This window comes from Bordetella sp., assembly GCF_057362025.1.
Genome location: NZ_JBMQQZ010000100.1, coordinates 135,918 through 151,601, shown reverse-complemented (window position 1 = coordinate 151,601; position 15,684 = coordinate 135,918). Strand labels below are relative to the sequence as shown.

Sequence of the window (15,684 nt, the reverse complement as noted above, 5' to 3'; positions counted from 1 at the left end):
TGGATCGGTCGAAGTCGGGATGTTCGTCGAAGAATTGGGTTTCGCCGTCACGCTGGGCGAAATCGATGTCACCGAGTGCCAGATGGTAAGCCAGTTCGCGGGCAATCCGCAGGAAGGCCCGCGCTTCACGCGCGGCTACGGGCTGGTATTCGGCTACGGCGAACGCAAGGCCATGTCCATGGCGCTGGTAGACCGGGCCCTGCGCGCGGCGGAACTCGGCGAACCCGCCGATTCCCCCGCCAACGATCACGAATTCGTGCTGTATCACAGCGATAACGTCGAGGCCTCCGGCTTCGTCCAGCATTTGAAGTTGCCGCACTACGTGGATTTCCAGGCCAACCTGGAACTGGTGCGCCGGATGCGTGCCGAACGCGCCACGCAGGCCGGCGAGGATCCCCACGGCGGCGGCGCCGCGCACAACGAACGGCAGGCCGCCCGGGCCGCCGCCGCTTCCCCTCTGGACGAGGCCATCGCATCATGAGCGTCAGTTCCGTACCCGCTTCCATCGGCGCCGCCCAGGCCGGCGTCGCGCGCGATCCGCATTACAACTTCGCCTACCTGGACGAATCGACCAAGCGCATGCTGCGCCGCGCGCTGCTGAAGGCCGTGGCGATCCCCGGCTACCAGGTGCCCTTCGGCAGCCGGGAAATGCCGCTGCCCTATGGCTGGGGCACCGGCGGCATCCAGGTGACGGCCGCCATTATCGGCGCCGGCGATACCTTGAAAGTGATAGACCAGGGATCGGACGACACCACCAACGCGATCAATATCCGACGCTTCTTCGCCCGCGTGACCGGCGTGAAAACGACCGAATCGACGCGCGACGCGACCATCGTGCAAACCCGCCATCGCGTGCCGGAAACGCCGTTGTGCGAAGGGCAGATCATGGTGTTCCAGGTGCCGATACCGGAACCGCTGCGTTGGCTGGAGCCCAGCGAAACCGAAACGCGCACCATGCATGCGCTGGCCGAATACGGCGGCATGCATGTGAAGCTGTACGAGGACATCGCCCAGCATGGCCATATCGCCACCACGTACGACTACCCGGTCGTGGTCAACGACCGCTACATGATGCGTCCTTCTCCCATCCCTAAATTCGATAACCCCAAGCTGGACGGCAACCCCGCGCTGATGCTGTTCGGCGCCGGCCGCGAAAAGCGCGTCTACGCCGTGCCGCCGTATACCCGCGTGCGCAGCCTGGACTTCGAGGACCATCCCTTTACCGTGGAGAAATGGCAGGACTGCTGCGCGCTGTGCGGATCGCGCGACAGCTACCTGGACGAGATCATCCTGGACGATCAGGGCAACCGCCGCTTCGTCTGTTCCGATACCGAATACTGCGCGGACCGCCAGGCCGCCGGACACCGCGGCCCGGACGCCGGGGAGAACGCAGCATGATGGCACCCACGCCTTTGCTATCCGTGCGCGGCATGACGCACACCTGGGACGGCATCCACGGCTGCCGCGATATCGATTTCGACCTGTACGCCGGAGAGGTGCTGTGCGTGGTCGGCGAATCCGGCTCCGGCAAGACCACGCTGCTGCAGGCGGTATCGTGCCAGGTCGCGCCGCAGTCCGGCAGCGTGTCCTACGACCTGCGTGAGGAAGGGCTGACCGATCTGGCCACGCTGTCCCAGTCCCGGCTGCGCCTGCTGGCGCGCACCGACTGGGGGTTCGTGCGGCAGAATCCGCGCGATGGCCTGCGCATGCAGGTCAGTGCCGGCGCCAATATCGCCGAGCGCCTGATGGCCGTCGGCCAGCGACATTACGGCGGCCTGCGTGAAGTCGCGGGCAACTGGCTGCACAAGATGGAAATCGATGTGGGCCGCCTGGACGACAGGCCGGCGTCGTTTTCCGGGGGGATGCAGCAGCGCTTGCAGATCGCCCGCAACCTGGTCACGCATCCACGCATGGTATTCATGGATGAACCGACCGCCTCGCTGGACGTCTCGGTGCAGGCCCGCCTGCTGGACCTTCTGCGCCAGCTGGTAGCCGACTTGGGGCTGGCCGCCATCGTGGTCACCCATGATCTTGCAGTGGCGCGCCTGCTGGCGCATCGCACGCTGGTAATGCGCGGCGGCCATGTCGTGGAAAGCGGCTTGACCGACCAGATCCTGGACGACCCGCAGCATCCGTATACCCAATTGCTGGTTTCTTCGATTCTCCAGTCGTAGAGGAAGCCCATCCCCGAAGCGCTGCGCGCTTCCCCCCCTCGAAGGGAGCGACGCTGGCGGAACGGCAAAGCCGGCTCCGGCGGCGTCCCCGATCAACACCATACCGGTTTCCCGCGTCGTGGGGCGCGTGAAGCACGGCGGAGTAATTGAGATGATGCAACGACACATGATGATGGAAGCGCGCGGGCTGTCCAAGCTCTTCACGCTGCACAACCAGGGCGGCATTACGCTGCCCGTGCTGCGCGACGTGTCCTTCGATGCGGCGCGCGGCGAATGCCTGGTGCTCTCCGGCCCGTCGGGTACCGGCAAAAGCACGCTGCTGCGCTGCCTGTACGGCAATTACCTGGCCACCTCCGGCAGCATACGGGTGCGCGACGGCGACGATTGGACAGAGCTGACCCGGGCGTCCGAACAACGCATCCTGCAGCTGCGGCGCGACGTGATCGGCTACGTCAGCCAGTTCCTGCGCGCCATCCCGCGTGTCGCCACGCTGGACGTGGTCGCGGATCCGCTGCGCCAGCGTGGCGTCGCCGCCGACCAGGCGCGCGCGCGCGCCGCCGGGCTGCTGGAACGCCTGCGGCTGCCCCGCCGCTTGTGGGACCTGCCGCCCGCCACGTTTTCCGGCGGGGAGCAGCAACGTGTGAATATCGCGCGCGGATTTATCGGCGGGCATCCGCTGTTGCTGCTGGACGAGCCGACGGCTTCGCTGGATGCGGGAAATCGGGAAGTCGTCGTTTCGCTGATCCGCGATGCCGTGGCCGAAGGCCGCTGCGTGATAGGCATTTTCCATGACGATGCGGTGCGCGATGCCGTGGCGACGCGCGTCCTGGCACTGGAACCGGCCTCCGCGGCCCTGCAGGAGTAACCATGGCGACCACACTGCTGACCCATGCCCGCATCGTGCTGGCCGACGATGTCCTGGACAATGCGTCGCTGCTGATCGAGGACGACCGCATTGCCGCCGTGGACCCCGTGAATCCGCGAGCAGACCGCGTGGTCGAACTGCACGGGCAAACACTGATGCCGGGCCTGATCGACCTGCATTGCGATGCCATCGAAAAAGAGGCGGAGCCGCGCGCCCGCGTGCTGTTCCCGCTGGAATTCGCGGTGGCGCAGGTCGACCGCCGCAATGCCGCGGCCGGCATCACCACGCCGTACCATGCGGTGTCCTTCGCCAACCGCGAATGGGGCGTGCGCAACAACGACACGGCGGCCCAGGTCATCCGCATGCTGCACGCCTTCAAGCCCCACAGCCTGGTGGACAACCGGGTGCATTGCCGCTACGAGGTCACCGACCCGTTCGCGGTGCCCGTCCTGACCGCGTTGATGGACGAAGGCATGGTCAATCTGCTGTCGGTGATGGATCATTCGCCCGGCCAGGGACAATTCAAGACGCTGGATGCCTATCTGGAATACATGATGGGCAATCACGGGATGAGCCGCGAACAGGCCGAGGAAGCGGCGCGCGCCAAGGCCGAGGCGCAGGAAGGCGCGGTCGGCCGGGTCGAGCACTTGTTGGAACGCGCGCGCCGCCACGGCATCCCGACGGCCAGCCACGACGACGATTCCGTCCACCGCATCGCGGCGATGCGCGCGCTGGGCGTGGCGATGAGCGAATTCCCCATCACCCTGGATACCGCCAAGGCGGCCGTTTCCTGCGGCCTGCCCACCATCCTGGGAGCGCCCAACGTGCTGCGCGGCCAAAGCCAGAGCGGTTCCATGCGCGCCATCGATGCGATCCGCGCGGGTGTCGCCAGCTGCCTGTGTTCGGACTACCAGCCCTCTACGTTGATCGCCGCTGCCTTCGTCGCCGCGCGCCAGGCGTCGCTGCCGCTGCCCCAGGCCGTGGCGCTGGTATCTGGCAACCCGGCCAAGGCCGCGGGGCTGCACGACCGCGGACGCATCCAGGCCGGCCTGCGCGCGGACCTGGCGGCCGTCGCGACCGTGAACGGACAGCCGCTGGTCAGCCATACCTGGAGCGCCGGGCGGCTGGTGTTTTCCGCCGGCTATCCCGCCCTCCCGGATCCGGCCGTACCGCGGCATGCCGAACGCGTCGAGGCGCCAGCGTAAGCGCGCGCGGCACGCGTGCTCGAAGGTCCAGGCAACGCTTCCCGGCGGAACACGGGCCGCGATGCGTCCGGAACGATCCCGCGCAAGCGCCACATAAGGCGTTTTGCGGGAGATGCCCATGTACGCGTGCGCGATCGGCGCAGCCGGTTTTCGACCTGAGTTTTTCCTACCTTACCGGCAAGAGGATGTTTCGGCGCAGGGCACGCAGGCCGTGCCTTGCGCCGGCATCAGCTATAGCCGCGAGCTGCATGGCTCGAACAGGGCCTTCTGCGCCGGCCCGCTCTTCGAGCAGTACCGCGATGAAATGCGTGTTTTGCTGGATACCCTGGCCGAGTTCGCGGCGCAGGGCAAGTCGATGGAGCAGGCACGAAAGATCGCCGATGGCTACAACTGCCTGTTTCGCCGGCGCTTCAATGCACCGTACCAGGAGTGCTACGCCGAATTGATCGATGGTCCGGGCAAGCGGGCATTGGAAAGCATAGGTGCGCTGCTGCGCGATGGCGCCATCCCGCTGCACATCAGGATAAGCGCGGCGGTGAACCTCTCCGGAAGCCTGGACGTATGCGAAGGCGGCACGCTGTCCAACCTCATCGCCACGCAGCGCGGGCTGCTGATGTCGGCGGGGGGCATCAAGGCCCGGTTCTGGAAGATGAAGGAAGACTGCACGCGCGGTGTACTGCAGGAAGCGGTACACGAGAAATTCGGGCGGCGCAAAGACTATACCGACTATGAAATCCACTACGTCAACGCCGCCTGGAATGCGCTGGCCGCCGAGATCGGCCTGGAGCCCGTCTCCGATCCGCGCGCCCCGGCGTTGCGCGCCCAGGACCCGGCCTTCGTCGATGCCTGCCGGACCCTGGTCCTGGAGTCCATCACGCCCGACAACCTGGCCAGCCTGCTCGCCGATCAATGCCTGTCCGCCTTCAGGAACGCCGCGCCGCCGGAACTGCGGCACGCGCAGTACGGCCCGGGCGTTCCGGCGTGGTTCGAGGCCGCGCTGGACGGTATCCTGCTGGACCTGGGCCTGGGCGCCGAGCGCCTGACCTTGCACGCCTTCGTGCAGCTGGACGAATTCGGCGAGCGCTACAGGCTGCGGACCGACGCCACGCTCATCGCCGTCGCGCTGCTCGACGCCATCCACGCCGAGGGACTGATGGACGACATCCCGGTCCAGCGGGCGGAATGGCATGACGAGCGTGGCCAGCGCGCCGTGGCGCTCTCCTATGGCAAGCTCGCCTGGCAGACTTCGCAGGCGGAGACGGCTATGGCACGCTGGAAGAGCCCGGATCCGCTGACGATCGCCGATTTGCGCAGGTGGCGGCAGGCGCGCGGCCCGGACGCAGCCGACGTTTCTGCGGTCGAGGTACGGGCCGCCATCCGTGCCGACGACCCCCGGGAGCTTGTCGATACGCCGGCCGAATGCCTGGCCGATACCGATACCCTGCTGCTCCTGCTGGTGCGCCTGGGCAATGACGAGGCGTGCCGCTATCTGCATCGCAACATCGGTCATTTTCGCGATCATTTCCCGCCCAGCGAGCGGGCCGCGCTGATTGACGGCGTGATGCACATGGGCAACGCGGGCTTCGTGCTGGCGTCCAGCTGGTACCCCGATATGTACGCGCTGCTGAGCGAGGTTTCCCGGCCGGGCGGGGCGACCCGCTTGCAGCGCTGGATGGCCCAGCGCAACGCGGCAGCCATCGATGCGGCGCGCCTGCTCGCAGAGCAAGGGTGGGGCGGCGCCGCGCCCACGCAGCGGAAAAGCCAGCAGCTCTACCGCCTGCTGTGCGGCAACCACGAGACGCCGATGCTGTACGACGCCATGGTGGCGGACAACGTGGCGGGTATCGGCGCATGGCATCGCCTGCTGTGCTCCCCGGCGGTGTTGCCCGCTGTCGGCGCGGTATTGCACGACCTGTTGGTCGCCGACTGCAAGGGCAGCACTCCAGCCCTGGTCGCCGCCATGCATCGCGACCGTGCCGGAGCGGTCGAGGCGTATCGCGCCATGCTGACCGATCCGGCCATCCTGCCAAAGATCCGTCGCAGGCTGCTCTGCCTGCTGGCGGGCACCGGTACGCGTTTCGGCCGTGCGCTGCAGGTCGGGAGCCCGCTGATCTACGCCATGGACGGCGGTAGCGCGGCCGCCATCCTGGCCTACGGCAGCATGCTGCTCGATCCCGCCCTCTTCCCGGAAATCCGGGAGGATATGCCCACGCTGCTCGGGATTCGCACCGCAAGCGAGCGCCCAGGTGCCCGCAAATATTATCAATCCGTCCTATGGTGGGCGATGAACAAGGGGCAGGCCGGGGCCCTCGACGCGTACCGCCGCGTCCTGGTTCAGCCGGCCATCCTGGAATGCATGAAGGACAGCCTTCCCGCCCTGGTCACCGGCAAGGATCCCCTGGGCCAGTCCACGGCATTGCACAGCGCATTGGAGCAAGGCCATGCGGCCGCCATCGACGCATACCATGACTTCATCGCCGATCCCGCCTTGCTGCCGTTCATCCGGCATGTACTGCCCAAAGCGCTGCTGGCGCGAGGCTCGTGGGGGGCGCCGGGCCTGGCGCTGGCCATGCAGAAGGGGCATGCGCAAGCCGTGGCGTCCTACCACGCGATGCTGGTCGATGAGGCGCTTCTGCCCGTCATCGCAGACAGCCTGCCAGGACTGCTGCAGGCCAGGTCTGTGGGCGAGCCCGCGGGGGTTGCCAAGGCAGTGGCCGCGGGGCATACCCACGTGGTCGCGGCATTCCATGCCTTGGTGGTCGATCCGAAGATCCTATCGGCGATCGCGCATGTCTTGCCGGAGCTGCTGGTCGCCAAGGACATATCCGGCGCGGCGGGATTGCCGGCCGCGGGACAGGGGGGATATGCGGACACGGTTGGCGCCTATCGCGCCATCCTGCTCGATGGCAGGATCGGGCCATGCATAGAAGACCGCATCCGGAGGCGCCTGGCGCGCGCCGCGGCTTCGGGTGCCATGCAGAGCATGGCCGCCATGTCCAAGCCGGCAGCGCCGGCGCATGCCTCGCTCGCGTGGGAGGCCGAGGTGGACCAATGGCTGCGCTTGCACATCGAGCGGCACATGTCACGGCCCGGATTCGTCGCCCGGATGGCCCTGCGCATCCAGCGGTGGGCGGCCGCCTGACCCGCGCGGCGCCTTGCCAGGCCCGGCGCGCGGCGCGCGCAGTCTCGCTTCAGCGGCAGGCGGGGGCGGGGAACCGCGATCGGGCGGGCTTACGCCGCCGTGATGACGATCGCGACGCGGCGGTTTTCCGCGCGGCCCGCGGCAGTCCCGTTGTCGGCGATGGGGCGGCTCGCGCCCAGGCCGCGCACACCGACATTGGCGGCGGGCATGCCGGCGGCTTGTACGACGTCGGCAACGGCCTGCGCGCGCCGCAGGGACAATTGCTGGTTGTAGTCGGCCGCGCCGATGTTGTCGGTATGCCCATCCAGCCGCATGTGTTCGATTCCGACGCGCAGCAGATTACCGGTCAGGCGCTGGATATTGTCGCGGGCCTCGGGCTTGACGACATAGGCGTCGAAGTCGAACAGCACCTTGTCGGACAATCCCAGTTCCCAGCCCTCATCGGTCTGCTTGAAGCCTTCCTGCTTCAGCACCGCGATCTGCGCCGGCGTCAGTCCCTGCGGCACGGTCTGGCAGCCGGCCAGCAGCAGCGCCGCGCAGGCCAGCCACAGGACGCGGCGCAGATGCGCGGCGGCGCGGGCGTGAAACCGGCTGGTGGCGGATGGATGGATGGCGGACACGGACGAACTCCTCTAGTTGTAGGCGTTATAGATTTCGCGCGCGGAACGTCCACGGCGACCTGCGGTCGATTGCGTGCCGCCACCGCGGCGCTTGGCGTGGTACATCGCGCTGTCGGCGACATCGAACAGATCGGCGGCGTTGTCGGCATGGTCCGGAAAGACCGCGATGCCGATGCTCAGGGAGCAGACGATGTCCTCGCCGTTGGGCAGGCGGATCGGCGCGCGCATGCCCAACAGGATGTCGTCGGCGATGCGCTGCGCGTCGCTCAGCTCGCGCAGGGGCGAAAGCATGACGGCGAACTCGTCTCCGCCCAGGCGGGCGACGACATCGCCTTCACGCAGCTGGCCTCGCACGCGGGCGGCGATATTGATCAGAACGGCGTCGCCGGCCGCGTGCCCCATGCCGTCATTGATTTCCTTGAAGCGGTCGCTGTCCAGGAACATGATTGCCACGCGCCGGTTAAGCACGGCGGCGTCGTGGATGGCGCGGTCCAGCTGTTCTTCGAAGTGCGCGCGATTGGGCAGGCCTGTCAGGCTGTCGTGCGCGGCCTTGTGCGCCAGCGACGCGTTTTCATGCTGCCACTGCGTCTGCCATGCTTCCAGTTCGTCGAGCAGGGCGTTGAAGTCCTCGCCCAGCGCATGCAGCTCGCGAATGCGGGCCGGCGGCACACGCCGAGCGAAGGCGCGCTCGTTGCGCACGGCATGGGCCACCTCGGCCAGGGTACGCAGCGGCCGCACGATTTCGCGCGAGGCACGCCGCGACAGCCAGCTCGCGACCAGGCCGCTGACCAGGACGCAGCCGACCACCCCGGCCAGGCCTTTCAGCAGGAAATCGAACAGATTGCCGCCGCGGCCGACCAGCAGCAGGCGGCCGACCGTCTGTCCCTGATGCGTGATCGGCAGGAAGACGGGAGGCGGATTGACCAACCTCGCGACCTGCTGCCGTGCCCAGGCGAAGCGCTCGGGCGGCGAACGATGCCAGTCCGCCAGGACCTCGTTGCGGCTGTCGAATACGGTGGCGGCCGTTACGTCTTCCTTGGCCGCAATGGCGGCCAGCGCTTCCATCGCGGCCTGGCGATCGTGGAATACCGTCGCGGCCTCCACGGTGTAGACGATGGACCGGGCAATGAGCTGCTGGTGATGATCGGTATAGGCCCGTAGCGCCACCAGTCCCATCACGGTGACGACGATGCCGGCCATGCCCACCGCGAACAAGGTGACGGTCAGGTACAGCCGGCGCAGCGCCTGGCCCAGGCTGGGGCGGTTTGATTCGGAGCGCGCGTTCTTCATGGTGGTGGCCTGCGACGCGAAAGCTGCAGCACGGCGGGGTGGATGCGAACACCGCTGCGTGCGACGGAATCGAGGTTGACCTGGAAGCCGACCCGATCGGGCTGGATGTCCAGGCAGAACATGCCACCGACGGCGCATTCGGCATCATCTTCGATGATGCTTACCACCGGGCGGCCGACGAGGCGTTGCAATACCTGGCGCTGCGCCTTTTCAGACAGTCCGCCCAGGTACACCGCGTCGCAATCCTGCGCCAGCGAGGGATCGCCGGGCGCGACCGCCCTTGCGACGGCCGCCGGGGTGGCCGGCCGCGCCTTGTCATCGAGCAGGCCGGCTGCGTAGGCCGGTTCGCCCGTGACGCAGAGACGGATAGGCTCGGGCTGCTGGGGCCAGCGCGTGTAACTGAGAATTCCCATGACGACCTGCCCGACCGCGGCGGCGCTCGCGGCACGGACGTCGGGGGCGGGGATAGGGCTGGCGGACGCCTGGGCGATGGCCAACAGCGCAGGCAACCAGAAGCGCCATGCGTGGCGGCCTATCATGGGAGCGAGGGGCAAGGTCCGGGGAAGAAGCGGGCAGTGTAGATGAGTTTCGTTAGTTTTTGTGAAGTCCCGTCAGCAAATCGCACAGCCACGCGGGTGGGGAGCTTCTGCGGCCGTCGCCCCAAAAGACATGACGCGTTACCATGGCCTCCGGCAGTTCACTTCCGCTGGAGAACCTTGATGGCGCAGCTCACATTCAGCCAGGACCCCGAAGAACCGGAGCTCTGGGCGGTGGAAAACGTTATGTATGCGGTCGACCGTCCGCCCATTCATGTCATGGTGCAGACGGACGGCGAAATGCCCTCGCGCGAGTGCCAGCAAGCGCTGCTGGCTCTGCTCGACCTACTGAGCGACAAGGTGCTGGAAGCGGCCGACCTGCTGCTGGAGCATTATTCGCCCGATGAGTGCGAAAAAATGGGCATGGACCTGACGCGCCTGCCGCGAAGCGAAACGCCGGAGGCCATGGCCGAAGTCGCCGTGCTGCGCGCGCTGTGGCTGTTCGACGAAAGCTGCGAGGATTTCGAACTGTGGTTCACGGTGCCGTGGGATGACGAGCACACGTATGACGTCGAATTCGAAGGGGGCGAGGCGGTCGCCTGCACGCTCAACGATTAGGCCGGTGCGCGTACCCGGGCGTGGCGGCCCGCGCCTGCGGGACGTCCGTCAGGCGGGGGGATCTGCCGGGGGGGCCGAGTCGGCGGGCGCTTCGTCGCGGGCAACGCGGTCGCGCAGGTATTCCACCGGTACGCCGGGGCCCACCTGGGTCACGCGCTCACGCTGGATGCGCGGGCTGACGAAGCCCACTTTCTTGGTCGCGGCTCCCTGCAGCAGGACGGAAAGGATCGCTCCTTTGTCCTGTATCCATTGCCCCTTGCCCCGCAGCAGCCTGATGGCGTCTTCGGCGGGACCCAGCTTGAACGTGGCGCCGCTGATGGTCGTGGTCTTGCGCGCGGCGAAGTCCGCCTCCGTCAGGCTGGTCATGGATATCGCATCGAGATTGTTGCTCATCGCGTCGATACGGTAGACGAAGTTGATACCCGTGTGCGGATCCTGGACGACGATGAATTTTTCCGAACCGGAAAAATCGCCGAGCTGTCCGACGACGACGGATTCGACCCACTGGTTGCCGCGTTTTTCCTCGGTGTACAGGAAAATGGTCGGCGGGGCGGATGTTAAGTTCTGCGTCATGGCGTAAAAAAGGCCCAAACCCTGCCAGGGAGCGATCCCCGGCGAACGCGCGGGAGTGTACCCGGGATCGGCCCGGTTGGGATCACCCCGGGACCCCGCCGCCGCGCCGGGGGCGGGCCGGGCAGCGCGTTATTGGCCCTGGGCGCGGCGCTGGTTCAGCTGATCGAGGCATTGCCCGACTGCTTCGCGCATTTTCTCCGCCGATGTGGCTTCGCGGTCGGCGTCGTTGCGGCACTGGGTGTACAGGCGCAGGCTTTCCGGGGTGTCGCGCACGGGCGGCGGAGGCGGTACGGCCGGCGCCTGGGGGGTGACCGTCATGCGCAGGGTGGACGGTGGCGACAGGCTGCCGTCGTGGCCGGGAAACTGCATCTCCTGGGTGGTCTGGGCCGAAGCCGTCGCGGCGGCCGCGCCCATCAGGGCGGAAACGAATGCGAATGTCGCGCGTGATTTCATTGCTGTCCTCGTCGATATGCCGGCACCAGTCCGGCTTTGCAGGGCCGTCGGCCCGGGGGCGTCCGGACGCGATGGGAGCTTAACAGGGCCTGGGACAGGACCGCCCGCGGATGGTTCGACCGGACCGGGCAGGCGTAATGCCCGGAAACAATCGCGCGCTTGGGCTAGTTCCTCCTTCCCAAGAACTTTCCTTTCAGCCCCGTTAAAATCGCCCGGTTCCAGAAATTCACATTACTCGATCATCACCTATCAGGAGGACCACCATGGCCCTAGTATCCATGCGCCAGCTGCTCGACCACGCCGCCGAAAATGGCTACGGCATTCCGGCGTTCAACGTCAATAATCTGGAGCAGGTCCAGGCCATCATGGAGGCCGCCGACGAAACCGACAGCCCGGTGATCATGCAAGCCTCCGCCGGCGCGCGCAAATACGCGGGCGAGGGCTTCCTGAAGTACCTGATCCAGGCCGCTGTCGAATCCTATCCCCATATTCCGGTGGTGATGCACCAGGACCACGGCCAGTCGCCCAAGGTTTGCCAGGGCGCGATCGACCTGGGCTTTTCCAGCGTCATGATGGATGGCTCCCTGAAGGAAGACGGCAAGACCGTCGCCGACTACGACTACAACGTCGAGGTGACCCGCAAGGTCGTCGACATGGCGCACAAGGTGGGCGTGACGGTGGAAGGCGAACTGGGCTGCCTGGGTTCGCTGGAAACCATGATGGGCGACAAGGAAGACGGTCATGGCGCCGAAGGCACCATGACGCGCGAACAGCTGCTGACCGATCCGGAACAGGCCGCCGACTTCGTGCGCAAGACGCAGCTGGACGCGCTGGCCATCGCCATCGGCACCAGTCACGGCGCCTACAAGTTCACCCGCAAGCCCACCGGCGACATCCTGTCGATTTCCCGCATCAAGGAAATCCACCGCCGGCTGCCCAACACCCACCTGGTGATGCACGGCAGTTCCAGCGTGCCGCAGGAGCTGCTGGCGGAAATCCGCGAATTCGGCGGCGACATGAAGGAAACCTACGGCGTGCCCGTCGAGGAAATCCAGGAAGCCATCAAGTACGGCGTGCGCAAGGTGAACATCGATACCGATATCCGCCTGGCCATGACCGGCGCCATCCGCCGTTTCTTCGCCGAGAATCCGTCCAAGTTCGACCCGCGCGAATACCTGAAGCCGGCCCGCGCCGCGGCCAAGGCCATCTGTGTGAAGCGCTATACGGAATTCGGCACGGCGGGCAACGCCAGCAAGATCAAGGTCGTGCCGCTGCAGGAAATCGCCCGGCAATACGCGGGAGGCCAGCTGGCGCAGGTTGTTCAGTAAGGCCCGGCCGGGTCGTTCAGTAAAGCCGGCCCCGGCCGTGCAGTAAACTGCGCGCATCCGCCGGCATTTCGTTCCATCGGACATTCCCGCCGGACCCAGCGTCCCGCGGGAATGTTTATTTCCGCCATAGGCCTCCCGTGACATCAGCCCTGCATCAATCCAGTATCCGATCCCTGCCCCTGCTGGGGCGTGGCAAGGTGCGCGACATGTACGCTGTCGGCGACGACAAGCTGCTTATCGTCGCGACGGACCGTATTTCCGCTTTCGACGTCATCCTCGACGATCCCATTCCCGGCAAGGGCCAGGTGCTGACCGCGCTGACCGAGTTCTGGCTGTCCAGGCTGGGACACGTCATTCCCAACCATTCCACCGGCATCGCGGCCGAGGACGTGGTCGCGCCCGATGAAGTGGAGCAGGTCAGGGGCCGGGCGGTGGTCGTCAAGCGGCTCAAGCCCATCCTGGTCGAAGCGGTGGCGCGCGGCTACCTGATCGGCTCGGGCTGGAAGGATTACCAGGCCACCGGCGCGGTATGCGGTATCGCGCTGCCGTCCGGCCTGCGCCAGGCGGAACAACTGCCGCAGCCTATCTTCACGCCGGCGGCCAAGGCCGAATTCGGCACCCACGACGAAAACGTCGATTTCGAGCACGTGGTGCGCGAGGTCGGCCAGGCCATGGCCGAACGCATCCGCGAGGTGACCCTGGCGCTGTACAAAGAAGCCGCGGCTTTCGCCACGACCAAGGGCATCATCATCGCCGATACCAAGTTCGAATTCGGCCTGGACGACAATGGCGTGCTGCACCTGATGGACGAAGTCCTGACGCCGGACTCCTCGCGGTTCTGGCCGGCCGACAGCTACCGCGTCGGCATCAGCCCGCCGTCGTTCGACAAGCAGTTCGTGCGCGACTGGCTGGAAACCCAGCCTTGGGACAAGACGCCGCCCGCGCCGCGCCTGCCCGCCGACGTCATCCGCAAGACCGCGGAAAAGTACCGTGAGGCCCTCGACCGCTTGAGCCAATAAAGCCGCCAACAGCGCCACCGCGTCCGCATCAAACAGGTCTCTCCCGACCCGGGACGCCGAGGATCCGGCCCCGCCGGTCCTCTGGCGGCGCCCCCTTGAGGGGGAAGCGCGTAGCGCTTCGGGGGTGGGTCTCTCCTGTAGTCGTCTTTCGGGCAAGGATCATATATAGTGCCGCGCAACCGCGCCCAGAGGGGGCGACGGGCGCCCTCATTGCCGGTCGGCCACATCGACCGGCGCCCCTTGCCGGGGCCGCTTGATTTCGGGGCGCCCGGTCGGCGGGAAAGGGGAGGGGCTGAAATGGTCATGATGCTGCCGTTTGTTCTCGGCATGCTGGCGGTGTGGTTCGGGATGCGGGGCAGGCGCGCGGCCTGCTTTACGTTGTGGGTGCTGACCCTGATCGTTTTCGCGGTCTGGGCGCGGTATCACATGACCGACGCCCTGCGGCTGATGCTCTGAGAGGCAGGCCGTGCAATTCGCTTCCCGCTCCTCTCATCCCGCGTCCACCCTCCTGAACGCCCTGGCCCTGCTGGCCATCACGGCCGCGCTGGCCCTGGCCTTCGCCTGGCAGATCGTCTTCAACGAATTGCCTTGCCCGCTTTGCCTGCTGCAGCGCCTGGCCTTCGTGCTGGCCGGCGCCGGGCTGCTGCTGAACCTGCGCTTCGGTGCCTCGCCGGCGCACTACGCCATGGTGATCGCCGCCGCGCTGGCCGGTATCGTGGTCTCGGCTCGCCAGCTGCTGCTGCACCAGGCACCAGGCGATCCCGGCTATGGTTCGACCCTGCTGGGCCTGCACTTCTATACCTGGGCCCTGATCGCCTTTGTCGCGCTGATCGGTTACTGCGCTGTCATGCTGGCGCTGGACCGCCGGGCCGGCGACAACAGCGAGCCGCGTCGCGCCGGCATCGTCGGCGGGGCCATCATGTGGTTCTTTTTCCTGGTCGTGCTGGTCAACGCCGCCAGTACGACGCTGGAATGCGGCTTCGGGCCGTGCGCGGACAATCCCACCTCCTATGAATGGCTGGCTCCCTTTTCGGGGAGCTGAGCGTCGGCGAATCGGCGGCACCCCCGTCCGGTGCCCGGCGTGGAGGCGCGTGTCCGTCCGGCGCGCCGCGCTTCCCGCGCGAGGTCCCTCACGCGCGGTCGCGGGACGGCGTGCCGGAGCCCGGGTAAAATCGACGGTTTCCCCCGTTTCGCCGGCCCGTTCCCGCGCGACCGGGCCGCACCTTGGCGGCGGCGCGCCGCCGCGCCGCAACGTTCCATCGCCTAGTCCCACTGCCTTGTTATGACAGCCAAATCCACCTCCACGCCCGCCTCGACGCCCCTGGTCGGAGTCATCATGGGTTCCTCCAGCGACTGGGAAGTCATGAAGCATGCCGTGGCCATGCTGGACGATTTCGGCGTCGCCTGCGAGGCGCGTGTGATTTCCGCGCACCGCATGCCGCTGGATATGGCGGAATACGGCGCGGCCGCGCGCAGCCGCGGCTTGCGCGCGATCATCGCCGGCGCGGGCGGGGCGGCGCATCTGCCCGGCATGATGGCGGCGCTGACCGACGTTCCCGTGTTCGGCGTGCCCGTGCCGTCCAAATACCTGCGCGGGGAGGACTCCCTGCTTTCCATCGTGCAGATGCCCAAGGGGGTACCGGTGGCCACGTTCGCCATTGGCGAGGCCGGCGCCGCGAATGCGGCACTGCATGTCATCGCCAATCTCGCGACCACCGATGACCGCCTGCATGCCAAGCTGGCGGACTTCCGCGCCCGCCAGACGCAGGCCGCCCGCGATATGCAGTTGCCGCCGGCAGGAGTCCAGGCATGAATACCCGCGTGTCCTCCCAGGTTGGCGATACGCCGGTATCTTCCGCAG

At 67.0% G+C, this 15,684-nt stretch carries 17 protein-coding genes; 12 read left to right on the top strand and 5 right to left on the bottom strand.

Features of this window, described 5'->3' with window-relative positions; translation table 11 throughout:
• The 6 genes from ACO1P8_RS22975 to ACO1P8_RS22950 all read left to right on the top strand — a co-directional run.
• A partial coding sequence (locus ACO1P8_RS22975) for a carbon-phosphorus lyase complex subunit PhnI (RefSeq protein WP_486298148.1) occupies positions 1-481 on the top strand: 481 nt, incomplete at its 5' end.
• A complete protein-coding gene (locus ACO1P8_RS22970; RefSeq protein ID WP_486298147.1) occupies positions 478-1,398 on the top strand; it encodes an alpha-D-ribose 1-methylphosphonate 5-phosphate C-P-lyase PhnJ in 921 nt (306 codons plus the stop codon). The genes ACO1P8_RS22975 and ACO1P8_RS22970, both read left to right, overlap by 4 nt.
• Positions 1,398-2,174: a phosphonate C-P lyase system protein PhnK gene (gene phnK, locus ACO1P8_RS22965; protein WP_094840656.1), complete on the top strand. Its 777-nt coding sequence runs from the start codon at positions 1,398-1,400 to the stop codon at positions 2,172-2,174. The genes ACO1P8_RS22970 and phnK overlap by 1 nt, the downstream gene beginning before the upstream one ends.
• Positions 2,175-2,325: 151 nt before the next feature.
• The gene (gene phnL, locus ACO1P8_RS22960) at positions 2,326-3,039 is read left to right on the top strand and encodes a phosphonate C-P lyase system protein PhnL (RefSeq protein WP_486298146.1); all 714 of its coding nucleotides are present in this window, start codon (positions 2,326-2,328) and stop codon (positions 3,037-3,039) included.
• Between the two features lie 2 nt (positions 3,040-3,041).
• Positions 3,042-4,244 carry an alpha-D-ribose 1-methylphosphonate 5-triphosphate diphosphatase gene (locus tag ACO1P8_RS22955; protein ID WP_486298145.1) on the top strand — a complete coding sequence of 401 codons (1,203 nt, stop codon included), beginning with the start codon at positions 3,042-3,044 and terminating at the stop codon, positions 4,242-4,244.
• Between the two features lie 118 nt (positions 4,245-4,362).
• A complete protein-coding gene (locus ACO1P8_RS22950; protein WP_486298144.1) occupies positions 4,363-7,386 on the top strand; it encodes a hypothetical protein in 3,024 nt (1,007 codons plus the stop codon).
• Between the two features lie 89 nt (positions 7,387-7,475).
• On the opposite strand, the gene yfiB is transcribed toward ACO1P8_RS22950, so the two are convergent.
• From yfiB to yfiR, 3 genes are read right to left on the bottom strand one after another with little or no spacing between them, the layout of a single operon-like run.
• A complete protein-coding gene (gene yfiB / locus ACO1P8_RS22945; RefSeq protein WP_486298159.1) occupies positions 7,476-7,997 on the bottom strand; it encodes an outer membrane lipoprotein YfiB in 522 nt (173 codons plus the stop codon).
• A 21-nt stretch (positions 7,998-8,018) separates the two neighbouring features.
• Complete coding sequence (gene dgcN / locus ACO1P8_RS22940) at positions 8,019-9,296, bottom strand: diguanylate cyclase DgcN/YfiN (RefSeq protein ID WP_486298143.1); 1,278 nt, start codon at positions 9,294-9,296, stop codon at positions 8,019-8,021.
• A complete protein-coding gene (yfiR, locus tag ACO1P8_RS22935) occupies positions 9,293-9,805 on the bottom strand; it encodes a regulatory sequestration protein YfiR (protein ID WP_486298142.1) in 513 nt (170 codons plus the stop codon). Before yfiR ends, dgcN begins: the two co-directional genes overlap by 4 nt.
• 210 nt (positions 9,806-10,015) lie before the next feature.
• Between yfiR and ACO1P8_RS22930 the strand changes: the two genes are divergently transcribed.
• Positions 10,016-10,450, top strand: a complete 435-nt coding sequence (locus ACO1P8_RS22930; protein WP_486298141.1) for a hypothetical protein — start codon at positions 10,016-10,018, stop codon at positions 10,448-10,450.
• 48 nt (positions 10,451-10,498) lie between these two features.
• Here ACO1P8_RS22930 and ACO1P8_RS22925 read toward each other — a convergent pair whose 3' ends face one another.
• The gene (locus tag ACO1P8_RS22925; protein WP_486298140.1) at positions 10,499-11,023 is read right to left on the bottom strand and encodes a hypothetical protein; all 525 of its coding nucleotides are present in this window, start codon (positions 11,021-11,023) and stop codon (positions 10,499-10,501) included.
• Between the two features lie 129 nt (positions 11,024-11,152).
• A complete protein-coding gene (locus ACO1P8_RS22920) occupies positions 11,153-11,476 on the bottom strand; it encodes a hypothetical protein (RefSeq protein ID WP_486298139.1) in 324 nt (107 codons plus the stop codon).
• Positions 11,477-11,739: 263 nt separating this feature from the next.
• Between ACO1P8_RS22920 and fba the strand changes: the two genes are divergently transcribed.
• The 5 genes from fba (at position 11,740) to purE (ending at position 15,636) form a co-directional block, all read left to right on the top strand.
• Entirely contained in the window at positions 11,740-12,804 is a 1,065-nt protein-coding gene (gene fba / locus ACO1P8_RS22915; RefSeq protein WP_486298138.1) for a class II fructose-bisphosphate aldolase, read from the top strand.
• Positions 12,805-12,941: 137 nt separating this feature from the next.
• Positions 12,942-13,823, top strand: a complete 882-nt coding sequence (locus tag ACO1P8_RS22910) for a phosphoribosylaminoimidazolesuccinocarboxamide synthase (protein ID WP_486298137.1) — start codon at positions 12,942-12,944, stop codon at positions 13,821-13,823.
• Between the two features lie 303 nt (positions 13,824-14,126).
• Positions 14,127-14,279, top strand: coding sequence for a DUF5993 family protein (locus ACO1P8_RS22905; RefSeq protein ID WP_486298136.1), 153 nt, complete (start codon positions 14,127-14,129; stop codon positions 14,277-14,279).
• 10 nt (positions 14,280-14,289) lie between these two features.
• On the top strand, positions 14,290-14,865 hold the full coding sequence (locus ACO1P8_RS22900) for a disulfide bond formation protein B (RefSeq protein ID WP_486298135.1): 576 nt from the start codon (positions 14,290-14,292) through the stop codon (positions 14,863-14,865).
• A gap of 240 nt (positions 14,866-15,105) precedes the next feature.
• Complete coding sequence (gene purE, locus ACO1P8_RS22895; RefSeq protein ID WP_486298134.1) at positions 15,106-15,636, top strand: 5-(carboxyamino)imidazole ribonucleotide mutase; 531 nt, start codon at positions 15,106-15,108, stop codon at positions 15,634-15,636.
• The last annotated feature ends 48 nt before the right edge of the window (positions 15,637-15,684 follow it).

What these genes read in the sequence shown, in the direction of transcription:
- ACO1P8_RS22925 (WP_486298140.1), bottom strand. Translation starts at nt 11,023, where the DNA reads ATGACGCAGAACTTAACATCCGCCCCGCCGACCATTTTCCTGTACACC.
- ACO1P8_RS22930 (WP_486298141.1), top strand. Translation starts at nt 10,016, where the DNA reads ATGGCGCAGCTCACATTCAGCCAGGACCCCGAAGAACCGGAGCTCTGG.
- ACO1P8_RS22970 (WP_486298147.1), top strand. Translation starts at nt 478, where the DNA reads ATGAGCGTCAGTTCCGTACCCGCTTCCATCGGCGCCGCCCAGGCCGGC.
- phnL (WP_486298146.1), top strand. Translation starts at nt 2,326, where the DNA reads ATGATGCAACGACACATGATGATGGAAGCGCGCGGGCTGTCCAAGCTC.
- ACO1P8_RS22955 (WP_486298145.1), top strand. Translation starts at nt 3,042, where the DNA reads ATGGCGACCACACTGCTGACCCATGCCCGCATCGTGCTGGCCGACGAT.
- ACO1P8_RS22950 (WP_486298144.1), top strand. Translation starts at nt 4,363, where the DNA reads ATGTACGCGTGCGCGATCGGCGCAGCCGGTTTTCGACCTGAGTTTTTC.
- purE (WP_486298134.1), top strand. Translation starts at nt 15,106, where the DNA reads ATGACAGCCAAATCCACCTCCACGCCCGCCTCGACGCCCCTGGTCGGA.
- fba (WP_486298138.1), top strand. Translation starts at nt 11,740, where the DNA reads ATGGCCCTAGTATCCATGCGCCAGCTGCTCGACCACGCCGCCGAAAAT.
- dgcN (WP_486298143.1), bottom strand. Translation starts at nt 9,296, where the DNA reads ATGAAGAACGCGCGCTCCGAATCAAACCGCCCCAGCCTGGGCCAGGCG.
- ACO1P8_RS22905 (WP_486298136.1), top strand. Translation starts at nt 14,127, where the DNA reads ATGATGCTGCCGTTTGTTCTCGGCATGCTGGCGGTGTGGTTCGGGATG.
- ACO1P8_RS22920 (WP_486298139.1), bottom strand. Translation starts at nt 11,476, where the DNA reads ATGAAATCACGCGCGACATTCGCATTCGTTTCCGCCCTGATGGGCGCG.
- phnK (WP_094840656.1), top strand. Translation starts at nt 1,398, where the DNA reads ATGGCACCCACGCCTTTGCTATCCGTGCGCGGCATGACGCACACCTGG.